This window comes from Pseudomonas sp. TNT2022 ID1044, assembly GCF_028656895.1.
GTDB classification, from domain to species: Bacteria; Pseudomonadota; Gammaproteobacteria; order Pseudomonadales; family Pseudomonadaceae; genus Aquipseudomonas; species Aquipseudomonas reinekei.
In genome coordinates this window covers 89,047-110,299 of sequence record NZ_JAMDHB010000013.1, presented here as the reverse complement: position 1 = coordinate 110,299, position 21,253 = coordinate 89,047, and the positions used below count along the sequence as shown (strand labels likewise).

At 59.4% G+C, this 21,253-nt stretch carries 13 protein-coding genes and 1 pseudogene; 6 read left to right on the top strand and 8 right to left on the bottom strand.

Translation table 11 applies throughout. The features are described 5' to 3' along the window. Nucleotides 1-30 precede the first annotated feature (30 nt). Nucleotides 31-513 (bottom strand): acyl-CoA thioesterase, encoded by a 483-nt coding sequence (locus tag M5G20_RS17600; protein ID WP_083349923.1) that lies wholly within the window; start codon nucleotides 511-513, stop codon nucleotides 31-33. A 287-nt stretch (nucleotides 514-800) separates the two neighbouring features. Between M5G20_RS17600 and M5G20_RS17595 the strand changes: the two genes are divergently transcribed. Continuing rightward, complete coding sequence (locus M5G20_RS17595) at nucleotides 801-2,564, top strand: cation:proton antiporter (RefSeq protein WP_273920137.1); 1,764 nt, start codon at nucleotides 801-803, stop codon at nucleotides 2,562-2,564. Between the two features lie 21 nt (nucleotides 2,565-2,585). On the opposite strand, the gene M5G20_RS17590 is transcribed toward M5G20_RS17595, so the two are convergent. The 3 genes from M5G20_RS17590 to uvrD all read right to left on the bottom strand — a co-directional run bounded on the left by M5G20_RS17590 (nucleotide 2,586) and on the right by uvrD (nucleotide 6,473). Continuing rightward, nucleotides 2,586-2,993: an SMI1/KNR4 family protein gene (locus M5G20_RS17590; RefSeq protein ID WP_150735873.1), complete on the bottom strand. Its 408-nt coding sequence runs from the start codon at nucleotides 2,991-2,993 to the stop codon at nucleotides 2,586-2,588. Nucleotides 2,994-3,131: 138 nt separating this feature from the next. After that, nucleotides 3,132-4,010, bottom strand: coding sequence for a Tim44 domain-containing protein (locus M5G20_RS17585; protein ID WP_075947044.1), 879 nt, complete (start codon nucleotides 4,008-4,010; stop codon nucleotides 3,132-3,134). Nucleotides 4,011-4,289: 279 nt separating this feature from the next. Beyond that, nucleotides 4,290-6,473, bottom strand: a complete 2,184-nt coding sequence (gene uvrD, locus M5G20_RS17580) for a DNA helicase II (RefSeq protein WP_150735871.1) — start codon at nucleotides 6,471-6,473, stop codon at nucleotides 4,290-4,292. A gap of 258 nt (nucleotides 6,474-6,731) precedes the next feature. On the opposite strand from uvrD, the gene M5G20_RS17575 reads away from it, so the two are divergent. Then, nucleotides 6,732-9,602 (top strand): EAL domain-containing protein, encoded by a 2,871-nt coding sequence (locus M5G20_RS17575; RefSeq protein ID WP_273920136.1) that lies wholly within the window; start codon nucleotides 6,732-6,734, stop codon nucleotides 9,600-9,602. A 70-nt stretch (nucleotides 9,603-9,672) separates the two neighbouring features. Here the strand turns inward: M5G20_RS17575 and M5G20_RS17570 are convergent, their stop codons facing one another. Beyond that, on the bottom strand, nucleotides 9,673-9,987 hold the full coding sequence (locus M5G20_RS17570) for a hypothetical protein (protein WP_150735869.1): 315 nt from the start codon (nucleotides 9,985-9,987) through the stop codon (nucleotides 9,673-9,675). Nucleotides 9,988-10,327: 340 nt separating this feature from the next. Here M5G20_RS17570 and hexR point away from each other — a divergent pair, with 340 nt between their 5' ends. After that, complete coding sequence (hexR, locus tag M5G20_RS17565) at nucleotides 10,328-11,194, top strand: transcriptional regulator HexR (protein ID WP_007954250.1); 867 nt, start codon at nucleotides 10,328-10,330, stop codon at nucleotides 11,192-11,194. A gap of 152 nt (nucleotides 11,195-11,346) precedes the next feature. Further along, nucleotides 11,347-11,559 carry a PA3496 family putative envelope integrity protein gene (locus M5G20_RS17560; protein WP_150735868.1) on the top strand — a complete coding sequence of 71 codons (213 nt, stop codon included), beginning with the start codon at nucleotides 11,347-11,349 and terminating at the stop codon, nucleotides 11,557-11,559. Here the strand turns inward: M5G20_RS17560 and M5G20_RS17555 are convergent. Beyond that, nucleotides 11,501-12,463 (bottom strand): LysR family transcriptional regulator, encoded by a 963-nt coding sequence (locus M5G20_RS17555; RefSeq protein WP_273920133.1) that lies wholly within the window; start codon nucleotides 12,461-12,463, stop codon nucleotides 11,501-11,503. The two genes, M5G20_RS17560 and M5G20_RS17555, sit on opposite strands and share 59 nt — an antisense overlap. A 190-nt stretch (nucleotides 12,464-12,653) precedes the next feature. Between M5G20_RS17555 and M5G20_RS17550 the strand changes: the two genes are divergently transcribed. Further along, nucleotides 12,654-14,069, top strand: a complete 1,416-nt coding sequence (locus M5G20_RS17550) for an acetyl-CoA carboxylase biotin carboxylase subunit (RefSeq protein WP_056854322.1) — start codon at nucleotides 12,654-12,656, stop codon at nucleotides 14,067-14,069. Nucleotides 14,070-14,080: 11 nt separating this feature from the next. Further along, on the top strand, nucleotides 14,081-15,889 hold the full coding sequence (gene oadA, locus M5G20_RS17545) for a sodium-extruding oxaloacetate decarboxylase subunit alpha (RefSeq protein WP_150735866.1): 1,809 nt from the start codon (nucleotides 14,081-14,083) through the stop codon (nucleotides 15,887-15,889). 144 nt (nucleotides 15,890-16,033) lie between these two features. Here oadA and M5G20_RS17540 read toward each other — a convergent pair whose 3' ends face one another. Both M5G20_RS17540 and M5G20_RS17535 read right to left on the bottom strand, forming a co-directional pair. Continuing rightward, the gene (locus M5G20_RS17540; RefSeq protein WP_273920132.1) at nucleotides 16,034-18,064 is read right to left on the bottom strand and encodes an autotransporter outer membrane beta-barrel domain-containing protein; all 2,031 of its coding nucleotides are present in this window, start codon (nucleotides 18,062-18,064) and stop codon (nucleotides 16,034-16,036) included. A gap of 200 nt (nucleotides 18,065-18,264) precedes the next feature. Beyond that, nucleotides 18,265-21,191, bottom strand: a pseudogene (locus tag M5G20_RS17535) (autotransporter outer membrane beta-barrel domain-containing protein). Between the last annotated feature and the right edge of the window lie 62 nt (nucleotides 21,192-21,253).

Below are 21,253 nucleotides of genomic sequence, written 5' to 3'. Positions count from 1 at the left end.
GAATGCTGCCGCAGGCTGCGATCTTTTGCTTTAAGCGTCGCCTTTGATTTCCTGATAGCGCTTTTCCAGTTCCTGACGAATCTGGCGGCGTTGCTGTGCCTGGATATAGCGGCGCTTGTCTTCGCTGTTTTGCGGTTGCAGTGGCGGCACCGGGGCAGGTTTTCGCTGGTCATCCACTGCGACCATGGTGAAGAAGCAGCTGTTGGTGTGGCGCACCGAGCGCTCGCGGATGTTTTCGGTCACCACCTTGATGCCCACTTCCATGGACGTGTTGCCGGTGTAGTTGACCGAAGCGAGGAAGGTCACCAGTTCGCCGACATGGATCGGCTCACGGAAAATCACCTGATCCACCGACAGGGTCACGACGTAGCGGCCGGCATAACGGCTGGCGCAGGCGTAGGCCACTTCGTCGAGGTACTTAAGCAAGGTGCCGCCGTGAACATTGCCAGAGAAGTTGGCCATGTCGGGGGTCATCAATACTGTCATCGACAGTTGGGCGTTTCCGGGTTCCATAGCGTTCTCACGGTTCAAGGCAAGGTTTGAGGGGACGCACCTCTACGGGTGCCTCGACGGTTTTTTCAAACCAACAGTTATCGGGGCGCCGGACGCTTGATCGCCGTCACGCCGGATCGATCTGTTTCCATATATTGCACCGCCTTTCTGCCAGAAGTCCCGGTGTTACCCTTCAAAAGCACGTCCATAGGGGCAAAATTCCTACGCGGATAGCGGATTTTCATTCTGTCCACTCGGACGTTTCCCACGCCCGGTGCACGAGCAATGTCACCAAGGAGCCTCACACCATGCATGCCATCAGTTTTATTCAGGACCTGGCAGTGATCATGTTGGTCGCAGGTGTGGTGACCGTTCTTTTCCATCGCTTCAAACAGCCCGTGGTGCTGGGCTACATCGTTGCCGGTTTCATTATTGGCCCGCACACCCCGCCATTCGGCCTGATCCATGACGAAGAAACCATCAAAACCCTGGCGGAGCTCGGGGTGATTTTTCTGATGTTCTGTCTGGGGCTGGAATTCAGCCTGCGCAAACTGTTCAAGGTCGGCGCCACGGCGTTTATCGCGGCATTCCTGGAAATCGTGCTGATGATCTGGATCGGCTACGAAATAGGCCGCTGGTTTGACTGGAGCACCATGGATTCGCTGTTTCTGGGGGCAATCCTGGCGATCTCCTCGACCACCATCATCGTCAAGGCGCTGAACGATCTGAAGATGAAAAACCAGCGTTTTGCGCAGCTGATCTTTGGTGTGCTGATCGTTGAAGACATTCTCGGGATCGGCATCATCGCGTTGCTGTCGAGCATCGCGGTCAGCGGCACGGTCAGTTCAGGCGAAGTGTTTTCCACGGTCGGCAAGCTTTCGCTGTTCATGATCGTCGCACTGGTGATCGGTATCTTGCTGGTGCCGCGATTGCTGTCTTATGTGGCGAAATTCGAAAGCAACGAAATGCTGTTGATCACGGTGCTGGGCCTGTGTTTCGGCTTCTGCCTGCTGGTGGTCAAGCTCGAATACAGCATGGTGCTCGGCGCATTCCTGATTGGCGCAATCATGGCCGAATCCCGGCAGTTGCTGAAAATCGAGCGCTTGATCGAGCCGGTTCGTGATTTGTTCAGCGCGATTTTCTTTGTTGCCATCGGGCTGATGCTCGACCCGATGATCCTGCTGCAATACGCCTGGCCGATTGCGGTCATCACTGTGGCGGTGGTGCTCGGCAAGATGTTGTCCTGCGGGCTCGGTGCGTTTATCGCCGGCAATGACGGACGGACCTCACTGCGCGTCGGGATGGGTCTTTCACAGATTGGCGAGTTTTCTTTCATCATCGCTGCGCTGGGCATGACCCTGCAGGTCACCAGCAATTTTCTTTATCCGGTGGCGGTGGCGGTGTCGGTGATCACCACGCTGTTAACGCCTTATCTGATTCGGGCCGCCGACCCGCTGTCGATCAAGTTGGCCGCAGTGATGCCGCAGCGGCTCGGGCGCGTACTGGGCATGTATGGTGAATGGCTGCGTAGCATCCAGCCGCAGGGCCAGGGCGCGTTGCTGGCGTCGATGATCCGGAGGATTTTGCTGCAAGTGGGGGTCAATCTGGCGTTGGTGATCGCGATCTTCTTCGCGGGTGCTTACTTCGCCGAACGCATTTCCACTTATCTGCAGGATTGGATCAGCGATCCGAGCTGGCAGAAGGCTTTGATTTGGGGCGGGGCGCTGTTGGTGTCGCTGCCATTTCTGATAGCCGCGTATCGCAAGCTCAAGGCGCTGTCGATGCTGCTGGCGGAGATGGGTGTGAAGCCGGAGATGGCGGGGCGTCACACGCAGCGAGTACGCCGGGTGATCGCCGAAGTGATCCCGATTCTCTCGCTGCTGGTGATTTTCCTGCTGTTGGCAGCCTTGTCGGCCAGTATTCTGCCGACCAACAAGTTGCTGGTGCTGATCGCCGTGGTCGCGGCCGCCGTGGCGGCGCTGCTGTGGCGCTGGTTCATCCGCGTCCACACGCGGATGCAGGTGGCGTTGCTCGATACCCTGGACAATCACAAGGATTCGCCAGGGCATTGACCCGCAGGGGCGTCAGCTGACTCAGCTTTCCAGCCAGACGTCCCGCGCCCAGTGCCATACCGATTCCCAGGTTTCTTCCATCACCAGTTCTTCTTCGGCGGACCACAGCACCACGGTGCCGTCTTCTTCGACGCAGTAGTAATCGTCACCGTCCTGGCAGATCGGGATCAGGCTGCGATCGACGCCGGCATCCCAGGCGTTGGCGGCAACGTCTGGCAGGTAGGTGTGCGATTGCGGGTCGGTGACGGTCACCGGCTCCAGGCTGCCGTAGACCACGTCGCTGACGGTCAGCAAAAATTCTCTGAAGACAAACGGGATGTCGATGAACAGTTGTTCTTCGATTTCCACCAGCAGGTCTTCGTCAGGCAATTCCAAGGGGACCGGTACCGGTTCGTTGGCTTCACGCAGTTGTTCGATGATTTCTTCCACGTCCGGGATCCTCTTGCTTGTATGGCGCGGTTTATATGGGGCGGTTTATACAGTAGCTCGCTATAGATGCAACCGCGAAATAGAAAACCCCGGCCGAGGCCGGGGTTTTTATTGCAGCACGTGAAGCGCGGAGGGTAATCAGCCGTTCTGGCGGATACCTGCGACCAGCCAAGGCTGGTTTTCGCCCTGTGGACGTTCCATGTTCCAGCTTTCGCTGAACACTTCGCCCTGGTCGAAACGCGAGGTTTTCGACACGCCGCTGAAGGTCAGGGTGGCGATGGTCTTGTCGGCGCGATCATCCACACCGTCCAGTTGTACATTGAGGTTATCAATGTAGGTCGACTGGAAGCCGTCGCCCAGGTCGGCACGTTCACGCTTGAGGAACTCCAGCATTTGCGGAGTGACGAACTCGGCGATCTTGTCCATTTCATTTGCGTCCCAGTGCTGTTGCAGGGACTGGAAGTGGTTGCGTGCGGCTTCAATGAAGTTGCGTTCGTTGAACCAGGCTGGCGCATTGATTACCGGACGAGCGGCGACAGGTGCTGCCGAACCACCGAAGATCGAACCGCCAGCAGGCTTCTGTTCGAAAGCTTCACGCTGCATCGGCGCGTGGCCAGCCGGCGCGAATTGCTCCTGCTGCTTGCGACGACGGGCGGCGATGAAGCGGAAGACCAGGAACGCGATGACCGCCATGATCAGGATGTCGAAGATCTGCATGCCCTGGAAGCCGTCGCCCATGAACATGGACGCCAGCAGGCCACCGGCGGCGATGCCCGCCAATGGGCCGAGCCAGCGCGAAGCACCGCCGGCCTTGGCAGCGGCGCCAGCGGCACCGGCAGCACCAGCGGTTGCCGCAGCGCCGCCCATGCCTGGAGAAGAAGGAGCCATCTGGCTGGTCTGGTGTGTCGGCGCAGCGCCTGCGCTTTTGCCACCACCGAAGCGCTTGGCGGCATTGACGTCGAGACTCATCGTCAGGCCGATGCACAACGCCATGGCGATGCTAAGAAAACGTTTCATAGAGGGAATTCCCATTTGTGGAAGGCACGCGCGCCATGTTGCACAGCTGAAGTGTTACTGGCTAGCGGCAGAGTGTTTCGGGCTTTTGCCTGACAGGTCGGGTTCAGCTTCAATCAGGGCAATAAGGCCTGTTAACTTTGGTCTGTAGGAGGAGTGGATAAGTTCTGTAGGAAAGACGCAGAACATGTGTGCGAGCCTGCTCGCGATGACGGACTTCAGTCAAAAGTAATATCGACCGATGCCGCTATCGCCAGCAGTCTGGCTCCTACAGGAAGCGCTTTAAATCGCTTCCAGCTTGGCGTACCCAAGCATCAGCCATTTGCTGCCTTCGCTGAAATTCACCTGGACCCGCGCCTGTGCGCCAGCGCCTTCGAAGTTCAGGATCACGCCATCGCCGAACACCGAGTGCCGTACGGCCTGGCCGAGACTGAATTCGGTTTGCGGAATCTCGCTGCCGCTGAACAGGCTGCCGCCGCTCATCGACTGGTTGCCACCAAACGGTCGACTGACGCTGTTGGAAAGCCGTACTTCCTGAATCAGGCCTTTCGGCACTTCGCGTACGAAGCGCGACACCTTGTTGTAGGTCTCGCTGCCGTACAAGCGTCGGGTTTCAGCGTAGGTCATCACCAGGTTTTGCATGGCGCGGGTGATACCGACGTAAGCCAGGCGCCGCTCTTCCTCAAGACGGCCAGGTTCTTCCAGGCTCATCTTGTGCGGGAACAGGCCTTCTTCCATGCCCACCAGGAACACGTAAGGGAATTCCAGGCCCTTGGCACTGTGCAGGGTCATCAGTTGAATGCTGTCTTCGTGCTCGTCGGCCTGGGTATCACCGGCCTCCAGCGATGCGTGGCCGAGGAATGCCGCCAGTGGCGTCAGGTCCTCGTCTTCTTCGCTGTTTTCAAAGTTGCGCGCGGCGCTGACCAGTTCCTCAAGGTTTTCTACCCGGGCCTGGCCTTTTTCGCCTTTTTCCGCTTCATGGTAGGCAATCAGCCCCGACTGCTCGATGACGGTCTGGGTCATCAGGTGCAGCGGCATCTCCATGCACTTGGCGGCGAGGTTCTCGATCAGCTCGACGAATGCCCCTAATGCGCTGGCGGCGCGGCCGGTCAGGCCTTTGTTGGCCACCAATTGGCGCATCGCTTCCCACATCGACACATCGCTGTGACGCGCGTGCTCGCGGATGGCTTCAACGGTTTTTTCGCCAATGCCGCGAGCCGGTACGTTGATCACCCTCTCCAGCGCGGCATCGTTGCCACGGCCTTCAAGCAAACGCATGTAGGCCATGGCGTTTTTGATTTCCGCGCGTTCAAAGAAGCGCTGGCCACCGTAGATGCGGTACGGAATGCGCTCGCGCAGCAAGGCTTCTTCCAAAACCCGGGATTGGGCGTTGGAGCGGTACAGAATCGCGATATCGCTGCGGGCCAGGCCGGTTTTCAGCGCGCTTTCGATGGTTTCGACAACATAGCGCGCTTCATCGTGTTCATTGAACGCGGCATACAGGTTGATGGCCTCGCCGTCGCCGCCGTCGGTCCACAACTCCTTGCCCAAGCGGCCGGTGTTATTGGCGATCAAGGCGTTCGCGGCCTTCAGGATGCCGGCTGTGGAGCGGTAGTTTTGCTCCAGTCGGATGGTTTCGGCGTCCGGGAAATCTTCGGAATACTGGTAGATATTCTCGATTTTCGCGCCACGCCAGCCGTAGATCGACTGGTCGTCATCGCCCACCACCATCAGGCTGTCGCCACCCTTGGCCAGCAGACGCAGCCAGGCGTACTGCACGGCGTTGGTGTCCTGGAATTCGTCCACCAGGATGTGCCGGAAGCGCTTCTGATAATGCGCCAGCAGGCCTGGGTGGTCGCGCCACAGGTCGAGGGCGCGCAGCAGCAGTTCGGAGAAGTCGATGACACCGGCACGCAGGCACGCCGCCTCGTAGGCCTCATAGATGCTGCGCATGGTCGCCAGGAACAGGTCGCCGCTGGCCTGAATGTGTTGCGGGCGCAGACCTTCGTCTTTTTGCCCGTTGATGAACCATTGGGCCTGACGGGCCGGCCAGCGTTGTTCGTCCAGGCCGAGCTCGCGGATCACCCGCTTGACCAAGCGTTGCTGGTCATCGCTGTCGAGAATCTGAAAGGTCTGGCTCAGGCCCGCTTCCTGCCAGTGGGCCCGCAGCAAGCGGTGCGCCAGGCCATGGAAGGTGCCGACCCACATGCCGGCCGGGTTGATACCCATCAGTTGCTCGATGCGGTGACGCATCTCGGCAGCGGCCTTGTTGGTGAAGGTCACCGACAGAATGGAGTGGGGCGACGCGTTTTCGACCTGGATCAACCAGGCGATACGGTGCACCAGCACTCGGGTTTTACCGGAGCCAGCACCGGCCAGGACCAACTGACGACCCACGGGGGCTGCTACAGCCTGCCGTTGGGCATCGTTGAGGGAGTTCAGCAGAAGGGAGAGATCATCGCGCATCGGGGCATTCTAGGGGGCGGCGTCACACCGGGCAAACCCCGCTTTGCATTAGCCGATGAAAGAGGCGTGCGGGACGACCGGTCAGTCATTGTCCACAAGCGTTGGCAGCACTCGGCTGGCGGCGTTTGCACCGGGTCGGCTGGCTAATAATTTTGTCTGTTTTTTGACCGGGAGCTGTTTGGTCGGGGCACTTGCTTGTGTATGCTCCGTCGACGTTTCGGGCTCATGCTCATCATTATAAGAACAAGAATATCGCCTATGACCCTCAGCCTCGACCTGTCGGGCCCCACTGCGCAGCCCCGGGTTATCCGTAAACAGTACGCCATGGAAATGGCGGTCGAACGCACGCGTCTGCTGTATCAGGGCTCTTTGCTGCCGACGCTGTTCATGTTGATCAATGGTCTGGTCTGCGCCGGTTTGCTCTGGAGTCCGCAGCGTTACTTCCTGGTCACGGTCTGGCTGGTTTGGCTGCTGTCACTGGTGGCATTGCGGGTGATTCAGGTCGCAGCCTTCGATTCGGCCATTCCCAATCGTCAGGCCCACCCCATCTGGCGACGTATGTTTTTGCTCGGCTCCGGCCTCACCGGCTTGACCCTGGCCGGTGCCGGCATTGCCCTGGTTCCCGCCGATAACTTCATTCAACAAGCCTGGGTCTTCGGTCTTATCGGTGCCGCGGCACTTTCAGCGAGCGTGGCTTACGCCGTCAGTTTGCCTGCCTTTCTGTCATTTACCTTGCCCTGTCTGTTGCCGGCCATTGCCTACATGTTTTGGGGCGGCGACGAACAGCAGCAAGGATGGGGCTGGTTCGGGCTGATTTTGCTCGGCGCACTGAGCGTGGTTGCCTGGCAGGTCAATCGATTGATCGATCGCGGTCTGATGCGACGCTTTCAGAATCAGGCGCTCATCGAGCACTTGCAGCAGGCGCAAAGTTGCAGTGATCAGCTCAATCAGAAGCTGGCCAAGGAAATCGAACAACGCCGGCGGGCCGAGGACGAACTGCGAGAAATCCAGATTGATCTGGAAAACCGCGTTGCCCAGCGCAGCCTGGAGCTGGACGCCGCCAATCAGGCGCTGAGCAAGAGTGAAGCGCGCCTGGCGCTGGCGTTGAAGGCCAGTGAACTGGGGCTGTGGGACTGGAATCTGCAAACCGACGAAGTTCACCACACACAGATTCAGGAATTGTTCGGCCTGGAGCCGGAACAGGTGACGGGCATCCTGCGTCACCTCAAGCCGCGGCTGCACCCAGAGGATCTTCCCGCGCTGAAAAGGGCGCTGGTCGAGCATCTGAAGGGCCGCACCGAGGACTATCAGATCGAGTACCGCGTGCGGCATGGCGATGGCCACTGGGTCTGGATCGAGGACCGCGGGCGGGCGGTCGAGCGCGCCGAAAACGGCAGGGTGATTCGCATGGTCGGCACCCGTCGCGACATCAGCGTCAGCAAAGGTCTGGAAGCTCAGCGGCAATTGGCGGCGACGGTATTCGAAGCAGCCAGCGAAGGGATCGTGATTTTCGATCCCAATTACGCCCTGATCGCGATCAATCAGGCATTCAGTCGGGTGACCGGCTATGACATCGAAGACATGATCGGTCGCAATGTCGTTGAGTTGCCTTGCAGCCGCGATGCACGTCGGCATTACGCGGCGATTCATCAGGCGCTGGAACAGCACGGCACCTGGCAAGGCGAATTGGTGGAAACCCGCAAGAACGGCGAGATGTATCCGCAATGGCTGCAACTGAATGCTGTGCGCGATACCCGGGGAAATGTCCGCCATATCGTCGGCTTCTTCGCGGATCTCTCGGCTCGCCGGGAATCCGAAGAGCGCATGCGCTACCTGACTCATTACGATGAACTGACCGGCCTGGCCAATCGCTCGATGTTCCGCGAACGACTCAGCGAAGCGCATCAGCGAGTGCGCCAGGGCGGTTATCGCAGCCTGGCGTTGCTGCACATCAATCTGGATCGCTTCAAACAGCTGAACGACAGCCTGGGGCATGAAATCGCCGACCAGTTGTTGCAGAAGATGGCCCGGCGGCTGGTGAATGCGTTGCCGGAAGCCGACACCATCGCCCGCTTGTCCGGCGACGAGTTTGCGGTGCTGTTCAACTCCTACGGCAACCTGTCGAGCCTCGCGCGGGTAGCGACGCGTCTGGCGAGCAAGTTGCGGGTGCCGGTGACTATCGAAGGGCATGAGTTGGTGGTCAGTGCGTCGATGGGTATCAGCCTGTTGCCGGACAACGCCCGGGAAATTTCGGCATTGGTCAGCCAATCGAACATGGCCATGCAACACGCCAAGCATCTGGGGGGCAACAATTTCCAGTTCTATACCGATAGTTTGCAGGCCAGCACCCTGGAGCGCTTGCAACTGGAAAACCAACTGCGAAAGGCCGTGGAAGAGAAGCAGTTGAAAGTGTTTTACCAACCGAAACTGTGCCTGGCCACCGGCAAGTTGAATGCCGCCGAAGCCTTGGTGCGTTGGGATCATCCGATCATGGGCCGTGTGCCACCGGGGGATTTCATCGGGTTGGCCGAGGAAACCGGGTTGATCGGGCCGATTGGCGAGTTCGTGCTGCGCCAGGCCTGTTGGCAAGCCTGTGAGTGGCAGCGGCAGGGGCTTGAAGCGATTCGGGTGTCGGTGAATCTGTCGGTGCATCAATTGCGGCAGGGCAAGCTGGTCAGTCTGGTGCGTCAAGTACTGGAAGAAACCGGCCTGGAGCCACGCTACCTTGAACTGAAACTCACCGAAAGCCAGTTGCTCGATAGCGTCGAGCACATCATTGCGACGTTCCAGCAGCTACGCGACTTGGGCGTGAAATTGGCGATTGATGACTTTGGCACCGGCTATTCCTCCCTGAGCTATCTCAAGCGGATTCCCGTGGACTACGTGAAGATTGATCAGGCGTTTATCCGTGGGTTGGGGGAGGGCAGCGCAGACGCGGCGATTACCCGGGCAATCATCGCCATGGCGCACGGCTTGTCGTTGAAGGTGGTGGCGGAAGGCGTCGAGCGACGCGAACAGCTTGATTTCCTGAAAGCTGAGCGCTGCGATGAAGTGCAGGGTTATCTGGTCAGCCGTCCGGTGGAGGCCGAAACCCTGGCCGGCTTGCTGCACGCGCAGGCCGCAGGCTGAGAAGGAGGCGTCCCACTCTTCAGTAGCTGAGTCTGTGGGACGCCCGGATTGCCGGAAGCGTTATAAGTTCTTAGTTGGTAATCAGTACTTTATCAATGTGGTGCAGTAACTTGCCTTCGTAGAAGATGCTGACGCCGGTAACATTGGAATTGCCCGGTACTTTGTATTCAACGAACTTGTCGGTTTCGACTTGCAGCGAAACTTCATTGGAAGTTTCCAGTTTGAGCTCCAGGCGCAGGTCGAAGGACTTGTCCTGCAGTGCGGTCATTTCCAGCTTCGGTGTGATGCCGGTGTGGGCAACGGTTACGGTGCCATAGGTGCGGAACGATGGGGCGCCTGGCATGCGATCGATTTGTGCGGTCCAGTCTTTGGTTTTAATAGTCATGATATGTAGCTCCTTTAATTGGGTTTTGCTTCCTGCGGGAACTAATATACCCAGCTAAAGTTTGTTTGGGGTGGACTTTGTTATTTGGATTTGTAAGGTGGCATGTATTGTTGTTAATTGACCTTGGAACGGTGTTTTTTATTTTTTATATAAGTAACTCAATAAGCTTGTGACTTTAAAACCTGTTCGGCGGACCCGCGCCATGAGTGCTACATGAGGCGCGGGCACCTGAAATCGAGGGATTCGGTAACGCATTGAGCAGGCAAAAAGCCGATTCATGTAGTATAACTACAAGCGTGCTACATCCCCGGCACCTGCCAATAACAAAGAGTCCAGCCCTTTGAATCTGCTGCAACACATCGCCCAGTCTCGCCACCTGTTACGCAAGTCGGAGCTCAAGGTCGCCGATCACGTGCTGCTTGACCCCGCGGCCGTGATGCACAGCTCCATGGCCGACCTGGCCCACAGTGTCGGCATCAGTGAGCCGACCATCGTGCGCTTTTGCCGTGCCATCGGCTGTTCCGGGTTCCAGGACCTCAAACTGAAGCTGGCCCAAAGCCTGGCCGCCGGCGCGAGTTTCGGACAGTTCGCGATCCATGAAGACGATTCGGTCGCCGACTACAGCCTGAAAATCTTCGACACCACCCTGCATACCCTGATGGAGGTTCGAGAGAAGCTCGACCCACTGGAGTTACAGCGGGCGGTGACGCTGATGTCCCAGGCCCAGCGTGTCGAGTTCTACGGCTTCGGCGCGTCGGGCGCGGTCGCGGCGGATGCGCAGCACAAGTTCTTCCGTTTGCTGCTGACGGCGGCGGCGTATTCCGATCCGCACATGCAAGCGATGTCGGCGGTGACGTTGAAGCCGACTGATGTGGCGATCTGCATTTCCCAGTCCGGGCGTTCCAAGGATCTGCTGATCACTGCCAATCTGGTTCGCGAGAGCGGGGCGTCGTTGATCACCCTGTGCCCTAGCCAGACGCCGTTGGCCGAGCTGTCGACCGTCAACCTGGCGATCGATGTGCACGAAGACACTGAGATCTACACGCCGCTGACCTCGCGTATCGCTCACCTGGTGGTGATCGACGTATTGGCGATGGGCGTGGCCATGGCGCGCGGGCCAAGCCTGGTCAACCACCTCAAGAGCGTCAAGCGCAGCCTGCGCAGTTTGCGGTTGTCGCCCAAGTCGGTGAAAGCGCTGGACGATTGATCCCCGGGTTCGCGGGGAGCTTTGCGGCGAGGGAGCAAGCTCCCTCGCCACAGAGCCGAACAAACTGTCATCAGCCTGTAACTTCAGAGCCGCCAAACCGTCATCCCTCGCGCCTATCTTGAAGCTCCCGTACTCGCCTTGGGAGACTCGAAATGGCCCAGCCCTACGAAGAACGCAACAGCGCTGTCAAAACCCGTCGTCAGCAGGAAGATCAGCGCCGCATGGAATTTCGCCGCGCCATTGAGGATCGCTGTGAGCGCCGTCAGCTTTTGGCCGAGATTGGCGATTTTCCTGAAGACCTGGAGCTCAACTACTGGCAGGCGGCACCGACCGTTTCCCGTCGAAACGCTCAACCAGGGCGCTGATCTGCACCCGCTCGCTGCGCACAAATGCAAGGAATGCGTGAGCCACCGGTGACAGGCGTTTTGCCTTGGCCTGCACCAGGCACCAACTGCGGAACAGCGGCAACTCTTCTATTGGCAGCTCGATCAGTCCACCGGTTGCCAACTCAAGGTTCAGGGCATGGCGCGTCAACAGCGCCACGCCCAGACCCGCCAGCACACACTCGCGTTGAGCTTCGGCTGACGACACTTCCTGAGTCTGGTTGAAGTGCACGCGCTTCTCCTTGAAGTACTCTTCGCAGGCCATTCGCGTACCCGAGCCGGGCTCGCGCAGCAGCAGGGTGTAAGGCTCCAGGTCCTGCAAGCGCAACGGCCCCATGTGGCACAGTGGATGATTCGGTGGCGCCACGGCGACGATCGGATTGTTGAGGAATGGCAAGAACTCCAGGCCCATGTCCTGCGGCACCATGGACATGATGACCAGGTCATCACGGTTGTCCGAGAGGCGTCGAATCACTTGGCCACGGTTGACCACCGTCAGCAGCAGGTTGACCTCCGGATGCTGGCGCTTGAACGCGGCAAACAGGTGCGGGACGAAGTACTTGGCGCTTGATTCCACCGCCAGTTTCAGCTGGCCCTGCAAGGACCCCTGCATGTCCGATAGCTGCATATCGAGGTTTTCCAGACGCCCGAAAATGTCCCGGCTGGCACGTTGCAGTGCTTCGGCCGCCTCGGTCATGTAGAGTTTTTTACCGACGTAATCGAACAATGGCTGACCAATCAGCTCTTCCAGCTGACGAATCTGCAGGCTTACGGCCGGTTGTGTGAGCGACATTTCGTCGGCTGCGCGGCTGTAGGACCTCAGATCGCACACTTCATTGAAGATTTGCAGTTGACGCAATGTCATACGCATCAATGACTTACGCATTTCGTTAGCACTCTCGCCGCTGGCTGATGCATCAACTATAAGTCTTTACTTATGCGTGACCCAATAATTATTCATTTTTGTTAATCCCTTGTGAGCGCTAGTGTGGAGCCGCGACCAAACTGAAACATTTGGTCACGCGTCGACCTGGTCTAGCAGGTCGTGGGTACCACCGGCTCAAGGGAACCTCCAAGTGATAAAAAAGATCCTGATCGCCAACCGTGGTGAGATTGCCGTACGAATCGTGCGTGCCTGCGCCGAGATGGGCATTCGCTCGGTCGCGATCTATTCCGACGCCGACCGTCATGCCTTGCATGTGAAGCGTGCGGACGAGGCCCACAGCATTGGTGCCGAGCCACTGGCCGGTTACCTGAACCCGCGCAAGCTGGTGAACCTGGCGGTGGAAACCGGTTGCGATGCGCTGCACCCTGGCTACGGCTTCCTGTCGGAAAACGCCGAGCTGGCAGACATCTGCGCCGAACGCGGTATCAAATTCATCGGTCCATCGGCGGAAGTGATTCGCCGCATGGGCGACAAGACCGAAGCCCGCCGCAGCATGATCAAGGCTGGCGTGCCGGTTACTCCGGGCACCGAAGGCAACGTGTCGGGCATCGAAGAAGCCCTGACCGAAGGCGACCGTATCGGTTACCCGGTCATGCTCAAGGCCACCTCCGGTGGTGGCGGCCGCGGCATTCGTCGCTGCAACAGCCGCGAAGAGCTCGAACAGGCTTTCCCACGGGTCATTTCCGAAGCCACCAAGGCGTTCGGTTCGGCGGAAGTGTTCCTGGAAAAATGCATCGTCAATCCGAAGCACATCGAAGCACAGATTCTCGGCGACAGCTTTGGCAACGTGGTTCACCTGTTCGAGCGCGACTGCTCGATCCAGCGTCGTAACCAGAAGCTGATCGAAATCGCCCCGAGCCCGCAACTGACCCCGGAACAGCGCGCCTACATCGGCGACCTGTCGGTGCGCGCAGCCAAGGCCGTGGGTTACGAGAACGCCGGTACCGTGGAGTTCCTGCTCGCCGAGGGCGAGGTGTACTTCATGGAGATGAACACCCGGGTGCAGGTGGAACACACCATCACCGAAGAAATCACCGGCATCGACATCGTCCGAGAGCAGATCCGCATCGCTTCCGGCCTGCCGCTTTCGGTGAAACAGGAAGACATCCACCACCGTGGTTTTGCCCTGCAGTTCCGGATCAACGCCGAAGACCCGAAAAACAATTTCCTGCCGAGCTTCGGCAAGATCACCCGTTACTACGCACCCGGCGGTCCCGGCGTACGTACCGACACGGCGATCTACACCGGCTACACCATTCCGCCGTTCTACGACTCCATGTGCCTGAAACTGGTGGTGTGGGCGTTGACCTGGGAAGAGGCGATGGACCGTGGTTTGCGAGCCTTGGACGACATGCGTCTGCAAGGGGTCAAGACCACCGCCGCGTACTACCAGGAAATTCTGCGTAACCCGGAATTCCGTAGCGGCCAGTTCAATACCAGCTTCGTTGAAAGCCACCCTGAACTGACCAACTACTCGATCAAGCGCAAACCCGAAGAGCTGGCCCTGGCCATCGCCGCCGCCATCGCCGCCCACGCAGGCCTGTGAGGAATACTCCAATGACCAAGAAAATCCACGTTACTGACACAATCCTGCGCGACGCCCACCAATCGCTGCTCGCCACCCGCATGCGCACTGAAGACATGCTGCCGATCTGCGACAAGCTCGACAAAGTCGGCTACTGGTCGCTGGAATGCTGGGGCGGCGCGACCTTCGACGCCTGCGTACGTTTTCTGAAAGAAGATCCGTGGGAGCGTCTGCGCCAACTGCGTGCGGCATTGCCTAACACTCGCCTGCAAATGCTCCTGCGCGGCCAGAACCTGCTGGGCTACCGCCACTACAGCGACGACGTGGTCAAAGCTTTCGTCGCCAAGGCTGCGGTCAACGGCATCGACGTGTTCCGTATCTTCGACGCCATGAACGATGTGCGTAACTTGCGCGTGGCGATTGAAGCGGTGAAAGCGGCGGGCAAACATGCCCAGGGCACCATCGCCTACACCACCAGCCCGGTGCACACCATTGACGCGTTCGTGGCGCAAGCCAAGCAAATGGAAGCCATGGGTTGCGACTCGGTGGCGATCAAGGACATGGCCGGCCTGCTGACCCCGTACGCCACGGGCGAACTGGTTCGGGCATTGAAAGCCGAGCAGTCGCTGCCTGTGTTCATTCACTCCCACGACACCGCTGGCCTGGCCACGATGTGCCAGCTCAAGGCCATCGAAAACGGCGCCGACCACATCGACACCGCGATTTCCAGTTTCGCCTCGGGCACCAGTCACCCAGGTACGGAATCGATGGTGGCTGCCCTCAAAGGCACCGAATTCGACACCGGCCTGAACCTGGAATTGCTGCAGGAGATCGGCTTGTACTTCTACGCCGTACGCAAGAAGTACCACCAGTTCGAAAGCGAATTCACCGCCGTCGACACCCGCGTTCAAGTCAACCAGGTACCGGGCGGGATGATTTCCAACCTGGCCAACCAGTTGAAAGAGCAGGGCGCGCTTAACCGCATGGGCGAAGTGCTGGCAGAGATCCCGCGCGTTCGCGAAGACCTCGGCTTCCCGCCGCTGGTGACCCCGACCTCGCAGATCGTTGGCACGCAGGCGTTCTTCAACGTGCTGGCCGGCGAGCGTTACAAGACCATCACCAACGAAGTGAAGCTGTACCTGCAAGGTGGCTACGGCAAGGCGCCAGGCACCGTGAACGAGAAACTGCGTCGCCAGGCCATCGGCAGCGAAGACGTGATCGACGTGCGCCCGGCCGATCTGCTCAAGCCGGAAATGGCCAAGTTGCGTGCCGACATCGGTGCACTGGCCAAGTCCGAAGAAGACGTGCTGACCTTCGCCATGTTCCCGGACATTGGTCGCAAATTCCTCGAGGAGCGTGCCGCGGGCACCCTGACGCCTGAAGTGCTGTTGCCGATTCCTGAGGCTGGCGGTGTTGCATCGGCCGGTGGCGAAGGCGTTCCGACCGAGTTCGTCATCGACGTCCACGGTGAAACCTATCGCGTCGACATCACCGGGGTCGGCGTCAAGGCTGAAGGCAAGCGTCACTTCTACCTGTCCATCGACGGCATGCCGGAAGAAGTGGTGTTCGAACCACTCAACGAATTCGTCGGTGGCGGCAGCAGCAAGCGCAAGCAAGCCACTGCACCGGGCCACGTCAGCACCACCATGCCGGGCAACATCGTTGATGTGCTGGTCAAGGAAGGCGACAGCGTCAAGGCTGGCCAGGCTGTGCTGATTACCGAAGCGATGAAGATGGAAACCGAAGTCCAGGCTGCCATCGCCGGTAAAGTCACCGCCATCCACGTGGCCAAGGGCGACCGCGTGAATCCGGGCGAAATCCTGATCGAGATCGAAGGCTGATTTAACAGCCTCGATACAACGCTTTAAACCTCGGGGGGGCATGTGCTCCCCTTTTTTTTCGCCTGCAAATTCATTCTGGCAAACACCACATACCCTGTAGGTGCAAGCTTGCTCCTACAGGTTCTGTGTTGAGTCAGTGGTTAATCAGAACGCTATCCGCCATTGCCCCGTCACGCCATAGCTGCGGCCATCACTGCCGGCTTCGCCATTGAGGCTGACGCCCAAGATGTTGTTGGCCGATACCCGAAGATCCAGCCCGGCATCGACCAGAAGCCTGTCACGGTCCAGCGGCGCACCGTACACGGTGTAGTCGCGACCACCCGTCACCAGACGTTGGCGGGTGTAGCTGTAGAGTTCACCGTAGGTGTGTTTCCAGCCGGCGCTGAAACGCGGCGTCAGTTGCATGCCGTTATCCAGCCCATTGATCTGTGCAAGGCGCAGCCCGAAGGTGCTGCTCAGGTTCTCATCACTTTGCCCATGGACTTTGAGTGCGGCAGCGCCACCCTTTTCTGTGTAGTTGTCGCGTTGGTAGCGTTGATAGCCAATGCTGGCAAACGGTTCGAAGCTGACGTTCGCGGACCCCAGGTTGTAACCCGCTTCTGCGAAGGCTTGTTGAGTGCTGGCATCGTAACGACCTTGCGGACGGTCCTTGAAGCCAGCGAAGGCGACTTCACGTTTGTTGTCGCCATCGTGCTGGCTGTAGGTCGCGCCCAGTCGAAAGGCGAAAGGCCCACTCTGGCGCAAGGCATAAACGCCCAGGTGCCAGCTGTCGAGATTGCCGTCGAGTTCACGGCTGTCCATGCGCGTCGCGGATTGACCGCCGATCACGCCCAAATACCAATGCTCGCTGATACCCCAATCCGCGCCCATCACCAAGCCTTCCGTGGAGTATTTCAAGTCCTGAAAGTCGCGGTCCAGTTTGCCGCCATGACCCAATGCTTGAACCCACACCCGGCCGCTGCCTTTGCTGCCGGCGGCCAGTCGAGGGGCGTTGTTTTGATCATTGGAGTTTCCTGCACGGTCCAACTGGCGCATGGCCGAGAGCATGCTGGTGCTCACCGGGGCGACACTGCTCAGGGTGGTTTTGGCGAGGTTGGCGTTGCTGTCGCCGGTCAGGATTTCGATGATCAACGGAGCGTTTTTGGTACTGGCGCCGAGGAGGGCGGTGACGGCGGCGTTCTTCGATTGTCCTGTTGTGTCAGATTCAGGTTTGACAATGGCCTTTGCGAAATTTTCGCTGTTTTTATTCATCGCGTTCTTTTCAATCGGGACCTCATTGCGGGAGTAATGTAAAACGACGGCCTTTTCACGGGATTCGGCCTCTGCTTTCATGTAGGCACGATCACTGGGAACCTCGCCGAACTCGCCTTCAATCTTTTCGGCTTCAATGACGGTGTACTCACTGGTCAGCGGAAATTCACCCTCGGTCGTGACCACCATCAGGGTCGCGTTCCCGAGATGGGCAGTGCCATCGACCTTGATGGTTTCACTGGAACCATCCGGGTTGATCTCATAGGAAACGACCGCAGTTTTACTGAGGGTCATGTCGCCTTTTACCGTTGGCGCACCCTGCGCCCGGTTGACGAGCATGTGGCCCTGAACGTTCAAGGCACCTACGGTTCCGTTGCCACTGAAGGTCGCTTTTTCGAAGATGTCGACGTGGCCGTCGATACTCCCCGTATTTTTGAGGGCACCGTGCACCCAGGCATCGCCTTTGATGTGACCTTCATTGTTGAGCGTTGTTTTTGAGCGAACCAGTGCACCTTTGCTGAAATCGCCGGAACCGGTCAGCGTCCATTCTCCCTTCTTCACATCGAGCTGTTGAAACTGGCGACTTTCGCCCAGCGTTCCACCTTTTGCAGCATCGAGTTGTATGCCGTTCACGCCAGCACCACCGTCCAGTATCCCGGCGTAAGTCTCGTGAGTGAGGACCTTTACCAAATCGTCTTTTTCGGTAAGCAAAAGCTCACCCCAGTTCTGTGTCTTTTTGACGTTATGGGGCGTTGCTGTTTTGTTGAGCGCATCGAATTCTTTTATCAGCTCCTGCGACGTTTTTTTCGTTGGAAGAACTTGTTCATCCAACGGTTCTTGAGCCTGCGCAAATTCAGCGCAACCCAAGGCAAGTGCTATCGCCAAAGCAAGATGTTGTGGTCGGTATTTGTGTTGTGCGGGCATCGAGTTGGACCTCTTTTCAGATGAGTCCAGACTCTAAAAGGGCTGCTGCGAGCGCGATGTCAGGCGCGTCTGGCGGCTGTGCAGGGGGGGTCGCAAGGACGTGAGGAATAAAAGACAGCCGCACCAAGACGGCTGTATTTATCGGTTTCGGGCAGACGCTTTTTCTTACACCAGAACCGGACGTTTGCGGCTAGCCACCATCAGAAACTCATCTGCCACTGCCCGATCAACCCGTGATTGCGGCTGTTGCTTCCGATCTCGCCGCTGTAGCCGATCCCCAGCGTATGGCGTGCAGAGATGCCCACATCCAGCCCGGCTTCCAGCACCATGCTGTCGCGATCCAGCGAACTGCCATCGACACTGAACGCCGTGCCTCCCACCACAAACGCCTGGCGTGTGGAGTTGCTGACGCTGCCATAGGTATGTTTCCAGCCGGCGGTCATGCGCGGTGTCAGGCTCATGCCGTTGTCCAGGCTGCTCAGGTGGGCCAGGCGCAGGCCGATCGTGGTGCTGAAGTTGTCCTCGGTTTGTTCATCGACTTGCAGGGCGGCGGCGCCGCCTTTTTCCTCATAGCTGTCGCGGTGGTAGCGCTGGTAGCCGAGGTTGGCGAATGGCTCGACACTGAGGCGGCCGTTGCCCATGGCGTAACCGAGTTCGGCGAATGCCTGTTGGCTGTCGGCGTCGTAGTCACCCTCGGGTCGGTCGCTGAAGCCGTTGAAGGCAACGGTCCGTTTGCTTTCCCCTTGATGTCCGCTGTACGCCGCACCCAGGCGCAACGCCAACGGGCCGCTTTGGCGCTGGGCGTAGACACCGGCATGCCAGCTCTCGACATTGCCATCGACGCCGGTGGCATCGAGGTCGCTCTTTGAGTAACCGCCCAGCACACCGAATCGCCATTGCCCGTTGAGTGCCCAGTCGGCACCCAGCACCGTGCCTTTGCTGCGTTGTTCCAGTCCACTGCTGCCGTGTTCGCCATCGAGCTTGCCGTAGCCGCCGATGGCTTGCAGCCACAGGCGGCCCCGAGCATTCGGGTCATTGAGGTTGCGCGCTTCGCGGGGCACGCCGTTGGCGGCGAGGACCGGGGTGTCGCGTTGGTCCAGCCCCACCAGCATGCTGGAACCACCGCCCATTTGCTGCATGGCCGACAGCATGCTGGCGCCGACCTGACTGCTGGCGCCGAGGGTCGCGCTGGTCAGGTTGGCGTTGCTGGCACCACTCAGTTGTTCGATCGCCGCGCCGGCCGTGGCGTTGGTGGTGTTGAGCAACGCGTTGTACAGCGCGTTGTCCTTGCCGAGGCTCGCCAGGCTATTGGCAGCACGACCACCGTTGCCGGTGGTGGCGAACTCATTGAAGGCGACGTCGTTGCGGGTATAGGTCAGGTCGACTTGCGTCGGGGTGTAAGCCAGGGTGGGTGTGAGAAACGCATAGTCGCTGGTGACCTCGCCGAAGGTGCCGTTCACGCGCGCGGCCTGCAACACGGTGTATTGGCTTTGCCACGGATAGGTGCCGCTGCCCGGATTCACCGCCAGCGTCGCGCCGTTGAGGGTGGCCGTGCCGCCGACCATGATCGGTGCGCTGCTGCCATCGGCGTTGACGCCGTAGGCGATTGTCGAGCCGCTGCCCATGGTCAGGTCGTGGGTGATGGTCGCAGTGCCGAGGCCCGTGTTGGTCTGCAAGGTGCCATTGACCAGCAAGTTGCCCACCGAACCGCCGCCGGTATACACGCCACCGGCATCGACGGTCACGTTGCCGGCGATGCCGCCTTGGTTGATCAGCGTCGCGCCGTTGCGGATCGCGCCGCCGTCACTGAAATCACCGTTGCCGCTCAGGGTCCAGGCGCCTTGCTTGACCTCCAGCCATTCGAAATTTCGACTGGTGCCGAAGCTGCCACCCGCCGCATCGACAACCCCCACGAAGCGGCTGCCGTTGCGCAAGGTCAGGCTGTCGTTACCGCCGCCGAGGTCCAGTGCCAAGCCATTGCTGCCGCTGATGGTGCCACCGTTGATGACGCTGTCAGCGAATTCGCCAACGAACTTCACGCCGAAACCGTCAAGGCCCTGGATGGTGCCAAAGTTCTCCAGCGTGGTCGCCGCCAGACCCGAGCCGCCGCTGCCATCGTCAACCAGAATGGAGCTGGTGGCTCCGCTGATCATTGCGCCTTGGGCGTTCAGCACGTAGCCGCCGCCCAGCGCGATCCCTTCGCTGCCGTTGGCGAAGCCGTTCTTGTCCACGCCACCGGCACCGACACCCTGGATGGTGCCGTAGTTTTCGATGTGGGCGATTTTGTCGATGTCCACGCCATCGCCGTCGCCATTGGGTTGCAGTCCGGACCAGGCGCCGGTGATGGTGCCGTGGTTGATCACCGTACCGTCGCCGTCGGAACCGAAACCGGAGCCGTTACGCCCGGTGATTTGCCCGTAGTTGGTGAGGGTCGCCCCCAGATCGGTGGTGATGCCGTGGCGGCCTCCACTAATGATGCCGTAGTTGGTCACGGTCACACCGGTGGCCGAGTCGATGTCGACACCGTCGAACTTCTCGTCGGCGTTGTGCGAGTCGCCGCTGGAAATCTCGCCGTAGTTGGTGATGGTCGCATTGGCGCCGGTCTTCATGCCATCGCTGGCCTCACCACGAATCAGCCCGCCCGCGCGGTTGATGATGGTGGTGGTGACCCCGGCACTGCGCAGTGCATCCAGGTCCAGGCCTTGGCCGGTGGTCGAGCGGATGATGCCGCTGTTATCGATCAACAAGCTGCCGCTGACGAAATTGCTGTCGATGCGCAGAGCGTCGTTGAAACCCAGAATCTGTCCACCGGCACGGTTGTAAATGCTGTAGTTGCGTGCCTGGGTCAGGTCGCCGCTGCTGTCGATCGCCCGGCCACCGGTCGAAATGATCTGCCCCGCGTTATCAATCACCACACCAGCCCGGCCGTACCGTCTTTGAGGGTGACAGCCTTGCCGGCATTGGTAATGCTGCCCGGCGCCGAGATCGTCAGGGAGTCGGCCCCGCCCAGAGTTTGCGGGGCAGTGGTGGCGGTGTCGATCTGCACCGTTTTGTAGGGCGCCGCATTGGCCCCTGTACTGATCAGCAGGGCGATGACGAGGGCCAAACGTTGGGGCGAGAAGGGCATGGTTGGACGGCCTTTTTGTTATAAGCGGGGGCGTCCTGTATAGCGGAGGGTTTTTACAGATT

Coding starts and splice junctions, on each gene's coding strand:
- M5G20_RS17600 (WP_083349923.1), bottom strand. CDS start 513: ATGGAACCCGGAAACGCCCAACTGTCGATGACAGTATTGATGACCCCC.
- M5G20_RS17595 (WP_273920137.1), top strand. CDS start 801: ATGCATGCCATCAGTTTTATTCAGGACCTGGCAGTGATCATGTTGGTC.
- M5G20_RS17585 (WP_075947044.1), bottom strand. CDS start 4,010: ATGAAACGTTTTCTTAGCATCGCCATGGCGTTGTGCATCGGCCTGACG.
- uvrD (WP_150735871.1), bottom strand. CDS start 6,473: ATGCGCGATGATCTCTCCCTTCTGCTGAACTCCCTCAACGATGCCCAA.
- M5G20_RS17575 (WP_273920136.1), top strand. CDS start 6,732: ATGACCCTCAGCCTCGACCTGTCGGGCCCCACTGCGCAGCCCCGGGTT.
- M5G20_RS17570 (WP_150735869.1), bottom strand. CDS start 9,987: ATGACTATTAAAACCAAAGACTGGACCGCACAAATCGATCGCATGCCA.
- M5G20_RS17560 (WP_150735868.1), top strand. CDS start 11,347: ATGGCCCAGCCCTACGAAGAACGCAACAGCGCTGTCAAAACCCGTCGT.
- M5G20_RS17555 (WP_273920133.1), bottom strand. CDS start 12,463: ATGCGTAAGTCATTGATGCGTATGACATTGCGTCAACTGCAAATCTTC.
- oadA (WP_150735866.1), top strand. CDS start 14,081: ATGACCAAGAAAATCCACGTTACTGACACAATCCTGCGCGACGCCCAC.
- M5G20_RS17540 (WP_273920132.1), bottom strand. CDS start 18,064: ATGCCCGCACAACACAAATACCGACCACAACATCTTGCTTTGGCGATA.